Origin of the sequence: Mycobacterium intracellulare ATCC 13950 (assembly GCF_000277125.1) — a bacterium.
In the GTDB taxonomy this organism is placed as follows: domain Bacteria; phylum Actinomycetota; class Actinomycetes; order Mycobacteriales; family Mycobacteriaceae; genus Mycobacterium; species Mycobacterium intracellulare.
Window position 1 is genome coordinate 122,046 of record NC_016946.1, and the last position, 14,756, is coordinate 136,801.

A 14,756-nucleotide genomic window follows, 5' to 3' on the forward strand; every position below is an offset into this window, starting at 1 on the left:
CGCAAATGAGGGTCAGGGTAGCTGCTCGCAATTTATGCTTTCCGGATGACCGTGATGCAACGCCCCGCGGCCGGCTTCATGGCCGCCCGCGAGGCGGTGTTCCCCCTGCTTGCCGCCGCCACGATCGTCGCCTCCACCGATGTCCGGATCCCGCTGGGCCTGCCCGGGCACCGTGGATTGGTCTGGCTGACCCTCTTGGTGGCGGTGGCGCTGGTAACCGTCCGGCGCGAGACGGTACTCGTGGTCGGGGCGGCCTCCACGGTGGCGACGTTGCCGATGCACGGGTGGGGCGACCCGTTGTGGAGTAGTCGCTATGTGGCCGCGGCGGCGTTGCTGTACACCGCCGCCGCGCTGCCGGCGGTGCGGGTGCGGCGATGGTTGTTGGCGCCAGCCGCCGCCCCGATTCATCTTGTCGCACTGGCCAGTTCGGTGTTCGGCCTGCGCGCCGGCGGTCATGTGTCGACCTGGGTGTCGAGCGGGCTGCTCGAAAAGGCCGGCTGGCATCTGGTTTTCGGATTGTCAGCCGGTCTGCTCGCCTGGGTGGCGGCGATGTTCATGGGCAGAAACCGATGTGAGGAGTGGCCGCTATGACGCTACGAGTCCTTCCCGAGGGCCTGGCCGCGACGAGCGCGGCGGTGGAGGCCATCACCGCCCAGCTCGCGGCCGCACACGCGGCCGCCGCCCCGGTGGTCTCGGCGGTGGTTCCACCGGCGGCCGATCCGGTATCGCTCGGAGCCGCCGCGGTTTTCAGCGGCAGGGGCAGCCAGCATACGGCCGCGGCGGCCAAGGGCGTCGAGGTGTTGGGCCGGGCCGGGCTGGGTGTGAGCCTCGCGGGCGTCGGTTACGCCGCCCAGGACGCGGCGGACGCGGCGACGTACCTGGGGGCAGGCGGCTGACGATGACCGCTCCGGTATGGATGGCGCTGCCCCCCGAGGTGCATTCGACGTTGCTGAGCAGTGGTCCCGGGCCGGGCCCGCTGCTCGCCGCGGCGGGCACCTGGGCCGCCCTGAGCTCCCAATACCAGTCGGCGGCAACGGAATTGACGGCGGTACTGACCGGATCGGCCGGGGTGTGGGATGGCCCGACCGCGGAAACTTATGTCGCCGCGCACATGCCGTACCTGGCCTGGCTGGAGCTGGCCGGCACGCTGAGCGCCGAGGCGGCCGCCCAACATCAGGGGGTGGCCACCGCTTACACGGCCGCCCTGGCCGCGATGCCGACGCTGCCCGAGTTGGCCGCCAACCATGCCATGCACGCCGCCTTGGTGGCAACGAATTTCTTTGGGGTCAATACGATTCCGATTGCGCTCAACGAGGCCGACTACGCGCGGATGTGGACCCAGGCGGCCACCACGATGAGCACCTATCAGGTCACGACCGAAGCCGTGCAATTGACCAGCGGCGCCGGGTCGGGCGGTGGCAAGGGGACCGGCACTGGAACCGGGGCCGGCGCGGGGACCGGCACCGGGACCGGAACTGGGGCGGGCGGCGGGACCGGAACTGGGTCAGGCGGCGGCGGCGGGCAGGGGTCGTTCCAATTGCCCACACCCGAAGAGATCTGGGAGATGCTCTTCGGGCCCGACGGCGAAAAGATCCCCGGCCAGGGACAGCCGAACTGGAGCCCGTCGGAGTATCTGCAGAATCTGGGGAACTTCTTCAACGGAAACGCCCAGGCGCTGGCGTGGCTTCAGCAGAACGCGTCAGGTCTGCTCAACCCGTCCACATTCCCGGCGCTGATGAATTATTTCATCGCCTGGCAGACCTTCCGGATCATCAACTGGACGATCAGGACGCTGCGGTTCATCCTCCAGGAGCTGCCGCTGCTGTTGCAGGTCGGCTTGAGCCTGTCCATCACCAGCCTGGGAGGACTCGCCGGACTGGCGGGTCTGGCGGGGCTGGCCGGGGTGGCTGCGCCGGCCCCGGCGCCCGTCGCCGCCCCGCAACCCGCCGTGGTGGGGATGCAGCCGCCGCTGGTGTCGGTTGCGCCGGCGATGGCTCCGATGGCCCCGGCCTCACCGGCGGCGCCGGTCACGTCGGTGGCGTCGGCCCCGGCGACCACGGTCTCCACCGTCGCGCCGCCCGCGGCGCCCCCCACGCCCCCCGCTCCGGTGACCGGCGCCGAGGGCTTCGGCTACATGGTGGGCGGCCTCGGCCTCGGCATGGGTTCGAAAGCGCAGAGCCGCACCAGAACCGAGCTACCGGCCGCGCAGGGCGCCGCGGCGCCGGCGCGCGTGAGCGCACCGGAACGGGAGCAGGCACGGTCGCGGCGCCGCCCGCGTTCGGTCATCGACCCCGGCTACCGGTACGAATTCATCGAGGCCGACGACGATTCCGGCGCGGTGAGCCCGTCCCAGCCCGTCCGCGCCCTGGCGTCGGACTCCCCTGGTGCGATCGAGGGTTTCACCGGGACGCTGCCCAAGCCCGGCGTGCGGGCGGGAGGCCTGATCACGTTGGCCGGCGATCAGCCCGGCGACGGCGCCCGTCTGCCGATGCTGCCGGAGAGCTGGGACGGCCCGTAGGTCGCGCCGCTAACCGAGATGCGCGGACAGTAACCAGGCCCCTACGGACTTGCGGCCGTTGCCCTCGTCACGGATGTCGGCACCGGCGAAGGCCTGGAAGCCTTCCAGAAAGCTCTCCGGCACGTTGGCGTGGATACGTGCCGGGCGGATCTCGTCGATCACCCAGTACTTGGAGACCGCGTCGCGCAGTTCGTCTTCGGTGACCGCGTTGACCGGGCCATCGGCCGGCATGGCGGCGCGGTCAAAGACCAGCACGAAGTACGACGCTCCGGGCGCGGCGGCCCGCACGATCGACTGCTGATAGCCGTCGCGCAGCTCGACGGGCATCGAGTGGAACAGGGTGCTGTCGACGATGGTTCCGAAGCGGCCGTCGTACCCGGTGAAGGCACTGATGTCCGCGACGTCGAAGCTGGCGCTGGTCAGGCCGCGCCGGGCGGCCTTCTCGCGCGCCAACTCGATGGCGGTGGGCGACTGGTCCAGGCCCACCGTGGTGAAACCGCGTTCGGCGAGGTACAGCGACACCGCCGCCTCACCGCAACCGGCGTCGAGCACGTCGCCGTGGAACTTGCCGGCCTCGATGAGGGCCGCGATCTCGGGCTGCGGCTCACCGATGCTCCATGGCGGCCGGTTGCCCTCGCCCATCTCGGGGGCCTCGCCCCGGTAAGCAGCTTCGAACATCTCTTGCGTTGGCTGAGTCATACCACCATTGATATCAACCAACCTGATATGTGTCAACAAAGTTGATATAGCGGGGATCGGCCCGGCGATGCCCGTGGTGGCCGCTACCGAAGTGTCGCGGTCAGGTAGCCCGACGCGTCGCCGAACGAGGCCAGCTCATCGTTGGGCACGCCGAACCCCTGGGCGGCGAAGGCCTGCTCGGTGGTCCAGATGTCGGTCTGCCACCCGCGCGCGGCGAGGTATTCGGCCGCGGTGTTGCGCTCGCCGGTGTAGAAAAGCTCGGCCAGATTGATGCTGGACCCGATGCGCCGTGACCGCTCGGTCAGCTTCTGTGCCCAATCCGACGGAATCTTGCGCAGGTCCAAGTGTTCTGTGGCGATCCGGCTGCCGGTCGCCGACGCGGCGGCGATGTTGTCGAACAGGCGGTCTTGCGCCTCGGGCGGCAAGTAGACGAGCAGGCCCTCGGCGCTCCAGGCGGTCGGTTGTGCGGCGTCGAATCCGGCATCCGCGAGCGCCGCCGGCCAATCGTCTCGCAGGTCGATCGGAACCGTCCGCCGCTCCGCGCCCGGCGCGGCACCCAGGCCGGCCAGCGTCCGCGTCTTGAACTCGATGACCTCGGGTTGGTCGATCTCGTAGACGATCGTGCCCGCGGGCCAGGCCAGCCGGTAGGCCCTGGTGTCCAGTCCGGACGCCAGGATGACGGCTTGCCGGATGCCCGAGCCCGTCGCTTGCAGGAAGAAGTCGTCGAAGAACCGGGTGCGCACCGTGATCTGTTCCTTGACGGCCTGGCGGTTCAGCAGCGGATCGTCGCTGCGGTCGAGCGGGCTGTCGAGGAGCTTGATGAAGGTCTCGGTGCCGACGGCGCGCACGAGCGGGTCGGCCCAGGGGTCGTTCAGCAGGGCGTCCGGGCCTTGGGAGGCGATCGCGCGCTGTGCGGCGACCGCTGTCGCGGTGACTCCGACGCTGGACGCCAGATCCCACGTGTCGTTCTCGGTGCGGGCCACGCCAATCTCCTCTCGGCCACGAACGCCTGATTAGTTAGCTTATGTAAGTGTCGACTCGACTGTACCCGCTCCGCCGGAGCAGGCGGTGGTGTTCACTGTCGTTATGGGCGACCACATCGAGCTGAGCCCCAGGGGCTGGGTCCGCGAGCAGACCGAACAAATCCTGGGCCGCGGCACCACCGACGGGGTCGAGGTCTTCGACCGGCCCATCGTCCTGCTGACCGTCACGGGGGCGAAGTCCGGCAAACGGCGTTATGTACCGCTGATGCGGGTCGAGAAGGACGGCCGCTACGTCATCGTCGCGTCCCACGGTGGCGCCCCCGAGCATCCCGCGTGGTACGCCAACGTCAAGGCGAACCCGACGGTGACGCTGCAAGACGGCGACAAGGTCGCCACGCTCACGGCTCGCGAACTCGAGGGGCCCGAGCGCGACGAGTGGTGGCAGCGGGCCGTTGAGGCCTTTCCTCCCTACGCGGAATACCAAACCAAGACGGCACGACAGATCCCGGTCTTCGTTCTGGAATGAGAGATTTGCGGCACCGCTGACGGGCCCGCGCAAACATTTGCATTCGATATGCGCCCGGCCCGTCCGGTTGACCGGTCTTGGTTGCCCACCTACTTTCGTACGCAGAGGCCAGGCACGCCCCGCTGAACAATGATGTTCAGTGAATTTGAATCGCCTGGGCCGCACGGCTTTACGAAGTGTTCCGGTTGCCGTTGTCGGATGGATACCCCAAAAGTCCACCGTCATTGACGAATTCAGGAGAAGCTCTTGCAACACGCTGAATCGTCGGGTCGGCAAGGCGTGGAGCAGGGCGTATCGTCCCGCATTGACCGGTTCCGCGAGATCGCCCAATACGACCTGCCCGCATCGCTGGTGGTTTTCCTGGTGGCGCTCCCGTTGTCCCTCGGGATCGCAATCGCTTCGGATGCGCCCGTTCTCGCCGGCTTGATCGCGGCGATCGTCGGGGGCATCGTCGGAGGATGGATCGGCGGATCGCCGCTGCAGGTCAGTGGGCCCGCCGCCGGACTGACCGTCATCGTCGCCGATGTCGTCCATCAGTTCGGCTGGGGCATCACATGTTTCATCACGGTCGTCGCCGGAATCCTGCAAGTTGTGTTGGGATTCAGCCGAATTGCACGCGCCGCACTGGCGATCTCGCCGGTCGTCGTGCACGCCATGCTGGCCGGCATCGGGATCACGATTGCGCTACAGCAAGTGCACGTGCTGCTGGGCGGCGCCTCGGAAAGCTCGGCATGGAGCAATGTCACCGGGCTGCCCGCGCAGATCGTCGGCGCCCACCGGCCGGGGCTGGTGCTGGGGCTGCTGGTGATCGCCATCCTCGTCGCCTGGCGCTGGGCTCCGGCGCGGGTGGCCGGCATCCCCGGGCCACTGGTCGCCATCGTGGTGGTCACGGCGATCTCGGTGGTGTTCCCCTTCCACGTATCCCGGATCGTGCTGAACGGCTCGGTGCTCGACGCGCTGCAATTACCGACGCTGCCGCACGGGAATTGGGGCGCCGTCGTGATCGCCGTCATCACGGTCACCCTGATCACCAGCGTTCAGAGCCTGCTGACTGCGGTATCGATCGATCGCATGCACAACGGACCGCGAACCGACTTCAACCGCGAGCTGATCGGGCAGGGCGCCGCGAACATCGCATCGGGGGCGATCGGTGGGCTGCCCATCGCCGGTGTCATCGTGCGCAGTGCGGCCAACGTGAACGTCGGTGCGAGAACGCGTGCCTCGACGATCATGCACGGGTTCTGGATCCTGCTCTTCGCCGTGCCCTTCGCCGGGCTGGTCGAAAAGATCCCGACCGCTGCGCTTGCCGGCCTACTCATCGTCATCGGGATCGAACTGCTCAAACCGGCGCACATCGAAACCGCCTTGCGCAACGGTGATCTCGCCGTCTACCTGGTGACCATCACCAGCGTCGTCTTTCTCAACCTGCTGCACGGCGTCATGATCGGACTCGCCTTGGCCGTCATCGTGACCGGTTGGCGGGTGGTGCGCGCCCGGATCGAGGCCAAGCCCGTGGGGGATGGATGGCACGTCGTCGTCGAGGGGGCGTGCACGTTCCTGTCGTTGCCGAGGCTGACCGGTGTCCTGGCGTCCATCCCGGAACGCACGTCGGTGACGCTGCACCTGCTCACGACCTATCTCGACCATGCGGCCCATCAGGCGATCAGCGACTGGGAGCGGCGGCATACCGCCATGGGCGGGGAGGTTCATCTCCGCGAAACGTTCGAGACGGAATCCGTTGGGGACGAGGGCAAGCCGTCAAAACCCCACCGCCGCAACGCGCACCTGAGCCTGGTCGCTCAGCTCTCCGCGGACGCGCGCGCCTGACGCGGGACGCTAGCTCAGGTCGGCGGCCACTCGTTCCAATGCGGCGAGGTGGTCGTCGACGTGCGCGAAGCCGGCCTTCATGGTGTTCACCGACAGATGGCTGGCCCCGGCGGCTTTCCACGCGGCGATGTCGGCGGCGAGCTTGTCGGGGTCACCGGTCCAGCTGACCCGGCCTTCCATGCCGATGCTCCGCGGGTCCCGGCCCGCCGCCTCGGCCGCCCGGTTCACCTGCGCGAGCGCGTGGTCCAGGTCGGGGCCCGGCGCGGTCATCGGAAACCACCCGTCGCCGAGGCGACCGGCGCGTTCGTAGGCCCGATCGGAGGCCGCCCCGAACCACACCGGGATCGGCCGCTGGGTGGGCAGGGGGGCCAGGCCCGCGCCGGTCACGGTGTGGTACTTGCCCTTGAAGGTGACCGATCGCTGCGTCCACAGCATGCGCATGAGCTCGACCTGTTCTTCGGAACGTTTTCCGCGGTTGGTGAACGTCTCCCCGAGCGCTTCGTACTCCACGGCGTTCCAGCCCAATCCGACACCGAGCCGCAAGCGCCCGCCGGTGAGCAGGTCGACCTCGGCGGCCTGCTTGGCCACCAGCACCGACTGCCGCTGCGGCAAAATGATGACGCCCGTGACGAGTTCCAGGCTGGTGACCGCGGCCAGGTAGCCCATCATGACGAACGGCTCGTGAAACGTCGAGTCGATGTCGTAGGGGCCCTCGAAGCCCCGGTGCACGGTCGTGTCGGCGCCGACGACATGGTCGTAGGCCAGGATGTGGGCGAACCCGAGTTCTTCGACGCGCTCGGCGTAGGCGCGTAGGACGGCGGGGTCCGGTCCGAGCTCGGTCTGCGGAAAGACGACTCCGATGCGCATTCGCGGTTCAACCGTCCCGCATCGCGATTGCTTCCCACGCGGCCCGTCGCTGGATACCGCGCGGGCTTCACGCATGATGGGGACGTGACGGCCAAGGAACTGAGCGGCGTGCTGAGGGTCGGCGAGCTGGAGCCGACGCTGGCAGCAGAACTGGCGGCGCGCTACGACATTGCGAAGCTTCCCGACGGCCCGGCGCGAGCCCGATTCCTGGCCGAGCACGGAGCCGACGTGCGCGTGCTGCTGACGTGGGGACCGCCGGGCGTCGACGCCGACACCATCGCCGCGCTGCCCAACCTCGAGGCCATCGTCAACGACGGGGCCGGGGTGGACCTGATCGACCTGGCGGCGGCGAAGCGCCGCGGCATCGGCGTGAGCAACACCCCGGACGTGCTGTCGGACACGGTCGCCGACACGGCGCTGGGCCTGATGCTGATGACCCTGCGCCGCTTCGGCGCCGCCGACCGCTACGTGCGGGCGGGCCGCTGGGCGCGCGAGGGCCGGTTCCCGTACGCCAGGGACGTCAGCGGCCTCCAGGTGGGCATCCTCGGCCTGGGCCGCATCGGTTCGGCGATCGCCACCCGGCTGCTCGGATTCGATTGCGCCATCGCGTATCACAACCGGCGTCGCATCGACGGGTCGCCCTACCGCTACGCCGCGTCGGCTGTGGAGCTCGCCGAGTCGGTCGACGTGCTGGTCGTCGCCACCACGGGCGACCACGAGTCCCACAAGCTGGTCGACCGCTCCGTGCTGGCGGCCTTGGGTCCCGAGGGGTATCTGATCAACATCGCCCGGGGCAGCGTCGTCGATCAGGACGCGCTGGTGGAGCTGCTCGTCGGCGGCGGGCTGGCGGGGGCCGGCCTGGACGTCTACGCCGACGAGCCGCATGTGCCGGCCGAACTGTGCGACCTGGACAACGTGGTCCTTCTCCCGCACATCGGTAGCGCCACGGCCCGGACCCGCCGGGCGATGGCGCTGCTGGCGATCCGCAACCTCGACAGCTACCTCGACACCGGCGAACTCGTGACGCCGGTGCTGACGCCGCGCCGTCGGCGCTGACCGCCTCCCGGCGCCGTGACCAGGCGATCCTGGATGGAAACCGGTCTGTGGCCGAAGCGATACCGCGAGAAGGTTATCGCCGCAACTGCATCTGGGTATCCGGCTCTCATGAGTCCGCTACTGCAGGAGACAGCCGCGCCGGTGCGCTTGACGCTCGCCGGCACAGCGCGCCCCGATACGGCGGCGAAGTGGCGCCATGTTTTGCAACACTGGCTGCGGCACGAGGTGCGCGCGCCGGAGGACATTCGTGAGGACGTCGTTCTGGGGGTGAACGAGGCGTTGGCCAATTGCGTCGAGCACGCCTACCGCTCCCGTCGCGAGGCCGGCGCAATGAAATTGCAGGCCAGCTACGATCCCGGCGCCGAGTCAATCCGGGTATGCGTCAGCGATCGCGGAAGTTGGCGCAAGCCATCGTCGAGGCAGACCACCGATCCCCGCGCCTCGCGTGGCATCACGCTGATGCACCGCCTCGCCGATCACTGCACGATCCACGCCCGCCCCAACGGCACCAGCGTCTACTTGGACTACACAACCGACGCGGATAACGCTGTCCAACAATAACTTTCACGCTGGGTTCCAGCTCAGCCGCCCGAGGGCGCCGAGGGCGTGAACGTGACCGGCATGCGCTCGAGGCCGCTGACGAAGTTGGCCGGCCGCAGCGGCAGCGGGTCCTGAGACGCCAGCTCCATGTCGGGCAGGCGTTTGAGTAGTCGCTCGAGCATCATCGAGAGCTCCAGACGCGCCAGCTGGTTGCCCAGGCAGAAATGGGTTCCGAAGCCGAACGCCAGATGGTTGTTGGGGTAGCGGTCGATCCGGAAGCTCTCGGGATCCCCGAACACGGCTTCGTCGAAGTTCGCCGATTCGAAGAGCAGGATGATCTTCTCGCCCCGCGCGAGCTGGGTGCCGTGGAACTCGAGATCGGCGGTCATGGTGCGGGCCATGTTCTTGACCGGCGCGGTCCACCTGAGCATCTCTTCGATCGCGTTGGGCAGCAGCGCCATGTCGTCGACCAGTTGCCGGTGCTGTCGCGGGTGGCGCAGGATCTGCGCGGTGCCGCCGGACAGCGTGTGCCGGGTGGTCTCGTCGCCGCCGATGAGCAACAACAACACCTCGGTCACGATCTCGTGGTCGGCGAGCTTCTCGCCGTCGACCTCCGCGTGCACCAGCACGCTGACCAAGTCATCGGTCGGCTCGGCCTTGCGCGCCGCGATCATGCTCGTCATGTATTCGGTGTAGGCGGCGAAGGCGTCGATGGAGACCTGGAAGTCCTCTTGCGCGGTCGTGCTGCTGAGCATGGTGACCATGTCGTCAGACCAGCGCAGAAACATCTGCCGCTCCTCGGGCAGCACCCCGAGCATGTCGCCGATGACCGCCATGGGCAGCGGGGCCGCAAGGTCCCAGACGAAGTCGCACTCGCCGCGTTCGCAGACGTTGTCGATCAGGGCGTCGCACAGCGCGCCGATCGAGGCCTCCCGGTCCTTGACGCGTTTCCGGGTGAAGCCCGCGTTGACGAGTTTGCGCCGCAACAGGTGGGCGGGGTCATCCATCGCGATCATCATGGGCGGCGCGTCCTGGTCCGGCCGGATACCGCCGGCGTTGGAGAACAGCTCGGGCGCCCGCTCGGCGTCGATCACGGCCTGATACGTCGCCGCGGCGGCCAACCCGTTGCGGTCCCGAAAGACCGGCTCGTTCTCGCGCATCCACCGATAGACCGGGCGCGAGTCGCCCGCGTAGAAGGCGCCGTCGGTCAGATCGACGTCGGGCCGTGGCCGATTTCGCGCGTCAACAGTGCTTGGCATGGCTCACCCTTCCCCGAAGCGGGCATGCTCGGTCTTACCGTGGACCTTACAGTAGGTGCCGTGGTAGCGATCCCACCCTCACGCCGGCCCCGGTGCGGCGCGCTCGCGTAGCGCCGCCAGGAACATCTCGTCCATCCGCGGACTCACCTCGGCCAGGGTCGCGGCGCTGACGTAGCGCGCGGAGCCGAAAACGCGCTCGAGCTCTTCGGCGGCGGTGGCGCTCCCGATGGACAGGCACAGGCAGGCCACGCCGTCGCCACGGAGTTCCTCGAGCGCCTTGTTCGCGTCGGCCTCCGCGTAACGACCGTCGTAGCCGTCGTCGTAGGGGCACCCGTCGGACAGGACAAGAAGCAGCCGGTTGGGTGCGCCGGCTTCGGTGTTGAGTATCTCCCCCGCGCCGCGGATCGCCGCACCCAGGCGCGTATACCCCGACGGCTCAAGCTGATTGAGCCGCGCGCGTTGCGGGGCGCCAAAGCGCTGTCCGAACGTTTTGATCGCCGGCAGGTGCACGGCGTGCCGCCCGTGGGACCGAAACGCGTAGATGGCCGCGCGGTCGCCGAGTTCCTCCAGGGTCATCGCCACGGTTGCCGCCGCGCGCCGCTGGTGGTCGTGGACCCTGTTCCCCCGCTGGTCGGCGTCGGTGGCCGATCCGGACGCGTCGAGCAGGATGAGGACGCCGAGGTTCCGAACGACGTTGCGGCGCTGGGTGTAGATGGCGTCCGTGGGTGAACAACCGGAGCGCAGGTCGACGAAGAGATCGACGAGCGCCTCGATGTCGATCTCGTCACCGTCGGGGCGCGCGCGTAGGAGCTTGGGGCCGAGACCGACGCGCGCCAATCGCCGCCGCAGCTCGTCGTCGTGCGAGACGTGCGCGGCCGAGATGTGGGTGGGCTCGGTGAGCGGAAAATCGATGACGCGGCACCAGTCCGCCCGATAGCGGTTGTTGAAGACGTCCCATTCCGGATGCAGTGCACCGCCGATTCCCAGCGCAGCGCCGGGCCGGTCGCCGACGAAATTGATGCGCGTCGGAAGTGGACGGGCTGACGCGCCGACCGCTCGTGCCGGCCGAATCGAGCGCGCCTCAAACTCCCCGCCCGACGGGTCGTCGCCGCGCGACGGCGCCTCGCCCAACAGCTTTCGCAGAAAGTCCATCAGTGCCCGCGAACTGAACAGCGGGTTCTCGAACAGCTTGAGGACCTTGCTTTCCTCGGAGGCGGCGTCGTCCTCGTCGTCGGGCTCCCGCTCGGCGACGAGCTCGATCGCCGTCCGCAGGTTCGTATCCGTGGCCGGCGCGGCCCCGCTGTCGGACGACGCCAGGAGTTGGGCCGGCCGGATGACACCGAACCACGCCGGAGGGTCCGCGATTCGGCTTCTGCCCCTGGCCATTTCGAGGGACCCGTCCGCGGTCGTGGTGCGGGGGTCACCGTCGGGGCGAAGTGCCGCCGCCAGCGCAACGGTGGGGGCGAGTTCGGCGAGCACCCGGTGGCCTTCCAGCGCGAGGTAGCGGCGCGCGATCGCCGGCCGGCCCCGCAGCCGCTTCACCAGCCGCCGATCCAGGCTGCCCGCGCCGAGCAGCGCGGCCTGGACCAGCACCTGCCGGCGCTGCTGCCCGGAGTCGGCGGCCGGGACGAAGATGACGTCGCCGTTCGTGTAGGCGTCCTGGCCGGGCGCCGCCTGGGCGACGTCGACGGCCCGGCCGGCCAGGTGGGCGGAGAGGAACCGATACCGTTGCGTGCCAACGGTTTTCATCACCTTGGCGGCAGCAGGGAATCGACGAGCTCGCCGAGCGCCGTGACGACCTCCCGGTCATCGGAGAGGATCCGCACGATCGCCGCCTGGACGGCGCTGCGCAGGCTGAGTCCTTCGGCGACCAGGCTGCCGGCCAGGATCAGCGTGCGGGTGGATGACACTTCGCGCAGCGGTGAGCCATCGAGCTTTCGGATCGCGTTGCCCACGGTGACAAGGGCGCGCGCCGTCGCATCGTCGATTCCCGCTTCGTGGGCAACGACTTCCGTCTCGGCCTCGACGGGCGGGAAGTCGAGTTCGATGGCCACGAATCGCTGCCGGGTCGACTCTTTGATGTTCTTCAGCACGCTCTGGTAGCCGGGATTGTAGGAAATGACCAGTTGAAATCCCGGTGCCGCGGGCACCGTCGTTCCCAGGCGGTCGACCAGAAGTTCGCGGCGATGATCGGCGAGCGGATGGATGACCACCGTGGTGTCCTGGCGCGCCTCGACGATCTCGTCCAGGTAGCAGATCGCGCCCTCGCGAACGGCCCGCGTCAACGGCCCGTCCACCCAGACCGTTTCTCCCCCTTTGAGAAGGAAACGCCCGACCAAGTCGGCCGACGTCATGTCTTCGTGCGCCGCGACGGTGATCAGGTTGCGGCCGAGCGCGTGGGCCATCGCCTCCACGAACCGGGTCTTCCCACATCCCGTCGGGCCCTTCAGCAGCACCGGCAGGCCGCGGCGGGCGGCGGCGCGGAACACCTCCACCTCATCGCCGGCGGGCCGATAGAACGGCGCCTCCGACGCCGGGCGCACGGTGGTCTGGGAATTCGTCAGCACCTAGCGCCCTCGCGCGCGCTCGAAGGGGACGACCTCCGGCAGCTGGCCGCCCGGCGGGAGGACGAGATGGCCGTGCACGTCGACGTACCCGGAACGCTTGGTGGGTATGGGCAGAGCGGGATTCGGGCATGGCGTGTCCGTCCCGTCGCCGCAGATGCCGCCGTTGAAGTACGAACGCTTCTGGTGGTCTTGGGGCCACGGGTCGGAGTGCATCCCGATCCATTGCGCGGGCACGTTGTAGAAGAAAAAGAAGCACGAGCTGACGCCGGCGAAGATCGCCAGGAAGCGCGTGAACTGCTGTCTGGCGAATCCGCCTCGCACGTGGTCCAATCCGCGTTCGACCACGGTGCGGCCGCGATCGTCGGTGAAGAAGCGCAGACAGCACAGCGCGGCCTGCACACCACCCCACATCAGGCCTTCGTAGACCGGCCATTGGTAGTAGGTGTCGGCATTGATCGACACGGACCTGATGGCGCCGGGGTAGGTGTAGAAGCCGATCGGTAGCAGGACCAGACCCTCCATGACGAAATCGAAGACAAACGCGAGCGCGTAGGTGACGAGGACCAAGCGAAGATTGCTGAGGTTCGGCCAGCGCGTCTTGATTTTGCGCATGATCCAACACCCGACGATCGTGATCAGCAGGACGCCGTAGGCGTAACCCGGAGCGTTGGTCAACAACGGCTCGGACACCTGACGGCCCGGCTCCTCCGGGGAGACCCAACCCGGAATGTTCGACGACCAGGAGCCGCGGTTGAACAGCCAGGTGTTGTAGGTGCACCACGTGTTGAAGTAGTTCAGCAGCGGATCCTGGAAGAACATCAGGCCCATCGACAGCACGAGCATGCCGTCCAACGTGATCCGCCGCTCGCGCCGCCACGGCCTGATGAAGAACCACCACACGACGACCGGCAGCGCGATCCACAACACCACCGCGTTCGCCATCAGCGGCACCTTCATGTACATCGGCGGCTCGCTCGGCCCCGACGGCACCCGTTCGAAATACGGGCCGGTGATCCACCGGATCCACACGTAGAGCTGGAGCACCAGCAGCGCGCCACCGGCGGCGGCCCAAATCTTGATCGGTCGCACCGGCGACGCGGCCTGCGCGCCGAGTTCGCCCGCGCCGGGCAGTGGCTCGGTGACGGACGACGGCTGGTTCCTGTTCGCGAGATCGCTCATGACGCTGGTGTCCTCCGGGGTCGGCATTCCACGCTCCGAGCAATATACTCACGAGTATCTGAGAAACGGAATAGCTTCTCGCAAGCTCTGGCAGAATCTGGCGCATGGTTGAGCGTTGGACGCGAGAGCGCCGCCTCGAGCACACTCGCTCGCTATTGGTCGACGCCGCCGAGGAAGTCTTCGGCGAAAAGGGGTTCGTCGCCGCGACGCTCGACGATATCGCCCACGCCGCCGGGTACACGAAAGGCGCCATCTACAAACACTTCTCGACGAAGGAAGACCTGTTTCTGGCGGTCAGCGACCGCTACTGGCGCCGGTACTTCGTCAACTTCACCGAGGTGATGGCGCCGGCGACGCAGGTCGGTGCGCGCGAACTCGACGAGATCGCCAAGCGCTGGAGTCAGCTCAGCCGCGATCGGGGGGCGGAGCACGCCGCGCTGGGTCACGAGTTCATGCTGTACCTGCTGCGCAACCCCGAGGCGCGGGAACGCGTGGCCGCCAAGCGATCAGAGGCCGTCGAGGCGCTGGCCAAGTTCATCGTGGCGGGCATCGACCGGCTCGGCGGGACGTTGCTGATCCCCGCGTCGACGTTCGCCCAGGTCCTCGTCGCCACCAGCGACTCGGTGGTGTTGGGCAGTCAACTCGATGACGTGGACCTCTTCCGCCCGATCGTCGAGATGTACGTGTCGGTGATCAAGCTGCCCTGACCGCCGATCCGAAAAGGGCTGTGGCGCA

Annotated in this window: 15 protein-coding genes; 8 read left to right on the forward strand and 7 right to left on the reverse strand. The window is 68.2% G+C overall.

The features are described from left to right. The first annotated feature begins 45 nt into the window (after window positions 1-45). From OCU_RS25605 to OCU_RS25615, 3 genes are read left to right on the forward strand one after another with little or no spacing between them, the layout of a single operon-like run. Window positions 46-591 (forward strand): hypothetical protein, encoded by a 546-nt coding sequence (locus tag OCU_RS25605; protein WP_009955622.1) that lies wholly within the window; start codon window positions 46-48, stop codon window positions 589-591. Continuing rightward, entirely contained in the window at window positions 588-896 is a 309-nt protein-coding gene (locus OCU_RS25610; RefSeq protein WP_009955621.1) for a PE family protein, read from the forward strand. Before OCU_RS25605 ends, OCU_RS25610 begins: the two co-directional genes overlap by 4 nt. 2 nt (window positions 897-898) lie before the next feature. After that, window positions 899-2,518, forward strand: coding sequence for a PPE family protein (locus OCU_RS25615; protein WP_225331989.1), 1,620 nt, complete (start codon window positions 899-901; stop codon window positions 2,516-2,518). Window positions 2,519-2,527: 9 nt separating this feature from the next. Here OCU_RS25615 and OCU_RS25620 read toward each other — a convergent pair whose 3' ends face one another. Further along, a complete protein-coding gene (locus OCU_RS25620) occupies window positions 2,528-3,217 on the reverse strand; it encodes a class I SAM-dependent methyltransferase (RefSeq protein WP_014378803.1) in 690 nt (229 codons plus the stop codon). Between the two features lie 83 nt (window positions 3,218-3,300). Beyond that, a complete protein-coding gene (locus OCU_RS25625) occupies window positions 3,301-4,200 on the reverse strand; it encodes a class I SAM-dependent methyltransferase (RefSeq protein ID WP_014378804.1) in 900 nt (299 codons plus the stop codon). A gap of 103 nt (window positions 4,201-4,303) precedes the next feature. Between OCU_RS25625 and OCU_RS25630 the strand changes: the two genes are divergently transcribed. After that, entirely contained in the window at window positions 4,304-4,726 is a 423-nt protein-coding gene (locus OCU_RS25630) for a nitroreductase family deazaflavin-dependent oxidoreductase (protein ID WP_014378805.1), read from the forward strand. Between the two features lie 279 nt (window positions 4,727-5,005). After that, entirely contained in the window at window positions 5,006-6,553 is a 1,548-nt protein-coding gene (locus OCU_RS25635; protein ID WP_014378806.1) for a SulP family inorganic anion transporter, read from the forward strand. A gap of 9 nt (window positions 6,554-6,562) precedes the next feature. Here OCU_RS25635 and OCU_RS25640 read toward each other — a convergent pair whose 3' ends face one another. Then, window positions 6,563-7,420 carry an LLM class F420-dependent oxidoreductase gene (locus OCU_RS25640; RefSeq protein ID WP_014378807.1) on the reverse strand — a complete coding sequence of 286 codons (858 nt, stop codon included), beginning with the start codon at window positions 7,418-7,420 and terminating at the stop codon, window positions 6,563-6,565. 84 nt (window positions 7,421-7,504) lie between these two features. Here OCU_RS25640 and OCU_RS25645 point away from each other — a divergent pair, with 84 nt between their 5' ends. Both OCU_RS25645 and OCU_RS25650 read left to right on the forward strand, forming a co-directional pair. Further along, window positions 7,505-8,476: a 2-hydroxyacid dehydrogenase gene (locus OCU_RS25645; protein WP_014378808.1), complete on the forward strand. Its 972-nt coding sequence runs from the start codon at window positions 7,505-7,507 to the stop codon at window positions 8,474-8,476. 141 nt (window positions 8,477-8,617) lie between these two features. Further along, a complete protein-coding gene (locus OCU_RS25650; protein WP_026071080.1) occupies window positions 8,618-9,037 on the forward strand; it encodes an ATP-binding protein in 420 nt (139 codons plus the stop codon). A 20-nt stretch (window positions 9,038-9,057) separates the two neighbouring features. Here OCU_RS25650 and OCU_RS25655 read toward each other — a convergent pair whose 3' ends face one another. From OCU_RS25655 to OCU_RS25670, 4 genes are all read right to left on the reverse strand, one after another. After that, entirely contained in the window at window positions 9,058-10,275 is a 1,218-nt protein-coding gene (locus OCU_RS25655) for a cytochrome P450 (RefSeq protein ID WP_014378810.1), read from the reverse strand. Between the two features lie 78 nt (window positions 10,276-10,353). Further along, the gene (locus tag OCU_RS25660) at window positions 10,354-12,024 is read right to left on the reverse strand and encodes a nitric oxide reductase activation protein NorD (protein ID WP_036389585.1); all 1,671 of its coding nucleotides are present in this window, start codon (window positions 12,022-12,024) and stop codon (window positions 10,354-10,356) included. Continuing rightward, the gene (locus tag OCU_RS25665; protein WP_014378812.1) at window positions 12,024-12,842 is read right to left on the reverse strand and encodes a CbbQ/NirQ/NorQ/GpvN family protein; all 819 of its coding nucleotides are present in this window, start codon (window positions 12,840-12,842) and stop codon (window positions 12,024-12,026) included. Before OCU_RS25665 ends, OCU_RS25660 begins: the two co-directional genes overlap by 1 nt. Next, window positions 12,843-14,021, reverse strand: coding sequence for a spirocyclase AveC family protein (locus tag OCU_RS25670; RefSeq protein ID WP_157742375.1), 1,179 nt, complete (start codon window positions 14,019-14,021; stop codon window positions 12,843-12,845). It abuts the gene before it with no gap. A gap of 104 nt (window positions 14,022-14,125) precedes the next feature. Here OCU_RS25670 and OCU_RS25675 point away from each other — a divergent pair, with 104 nt between their 5' ends. Further along, window positions 14,126-14,728, forward strand: a complete 603-nt coding sequence (locus OCU_RS25675; RefSeq protein ID WP_008262849.1) for a TetR/AcrR family transcriptional regulator — start codon at window positions 14,126-14,128, stop codon at window positions 14,726-14,728. Window positions 14,729-14,756 lie beyond the last annotated feature (28 nt).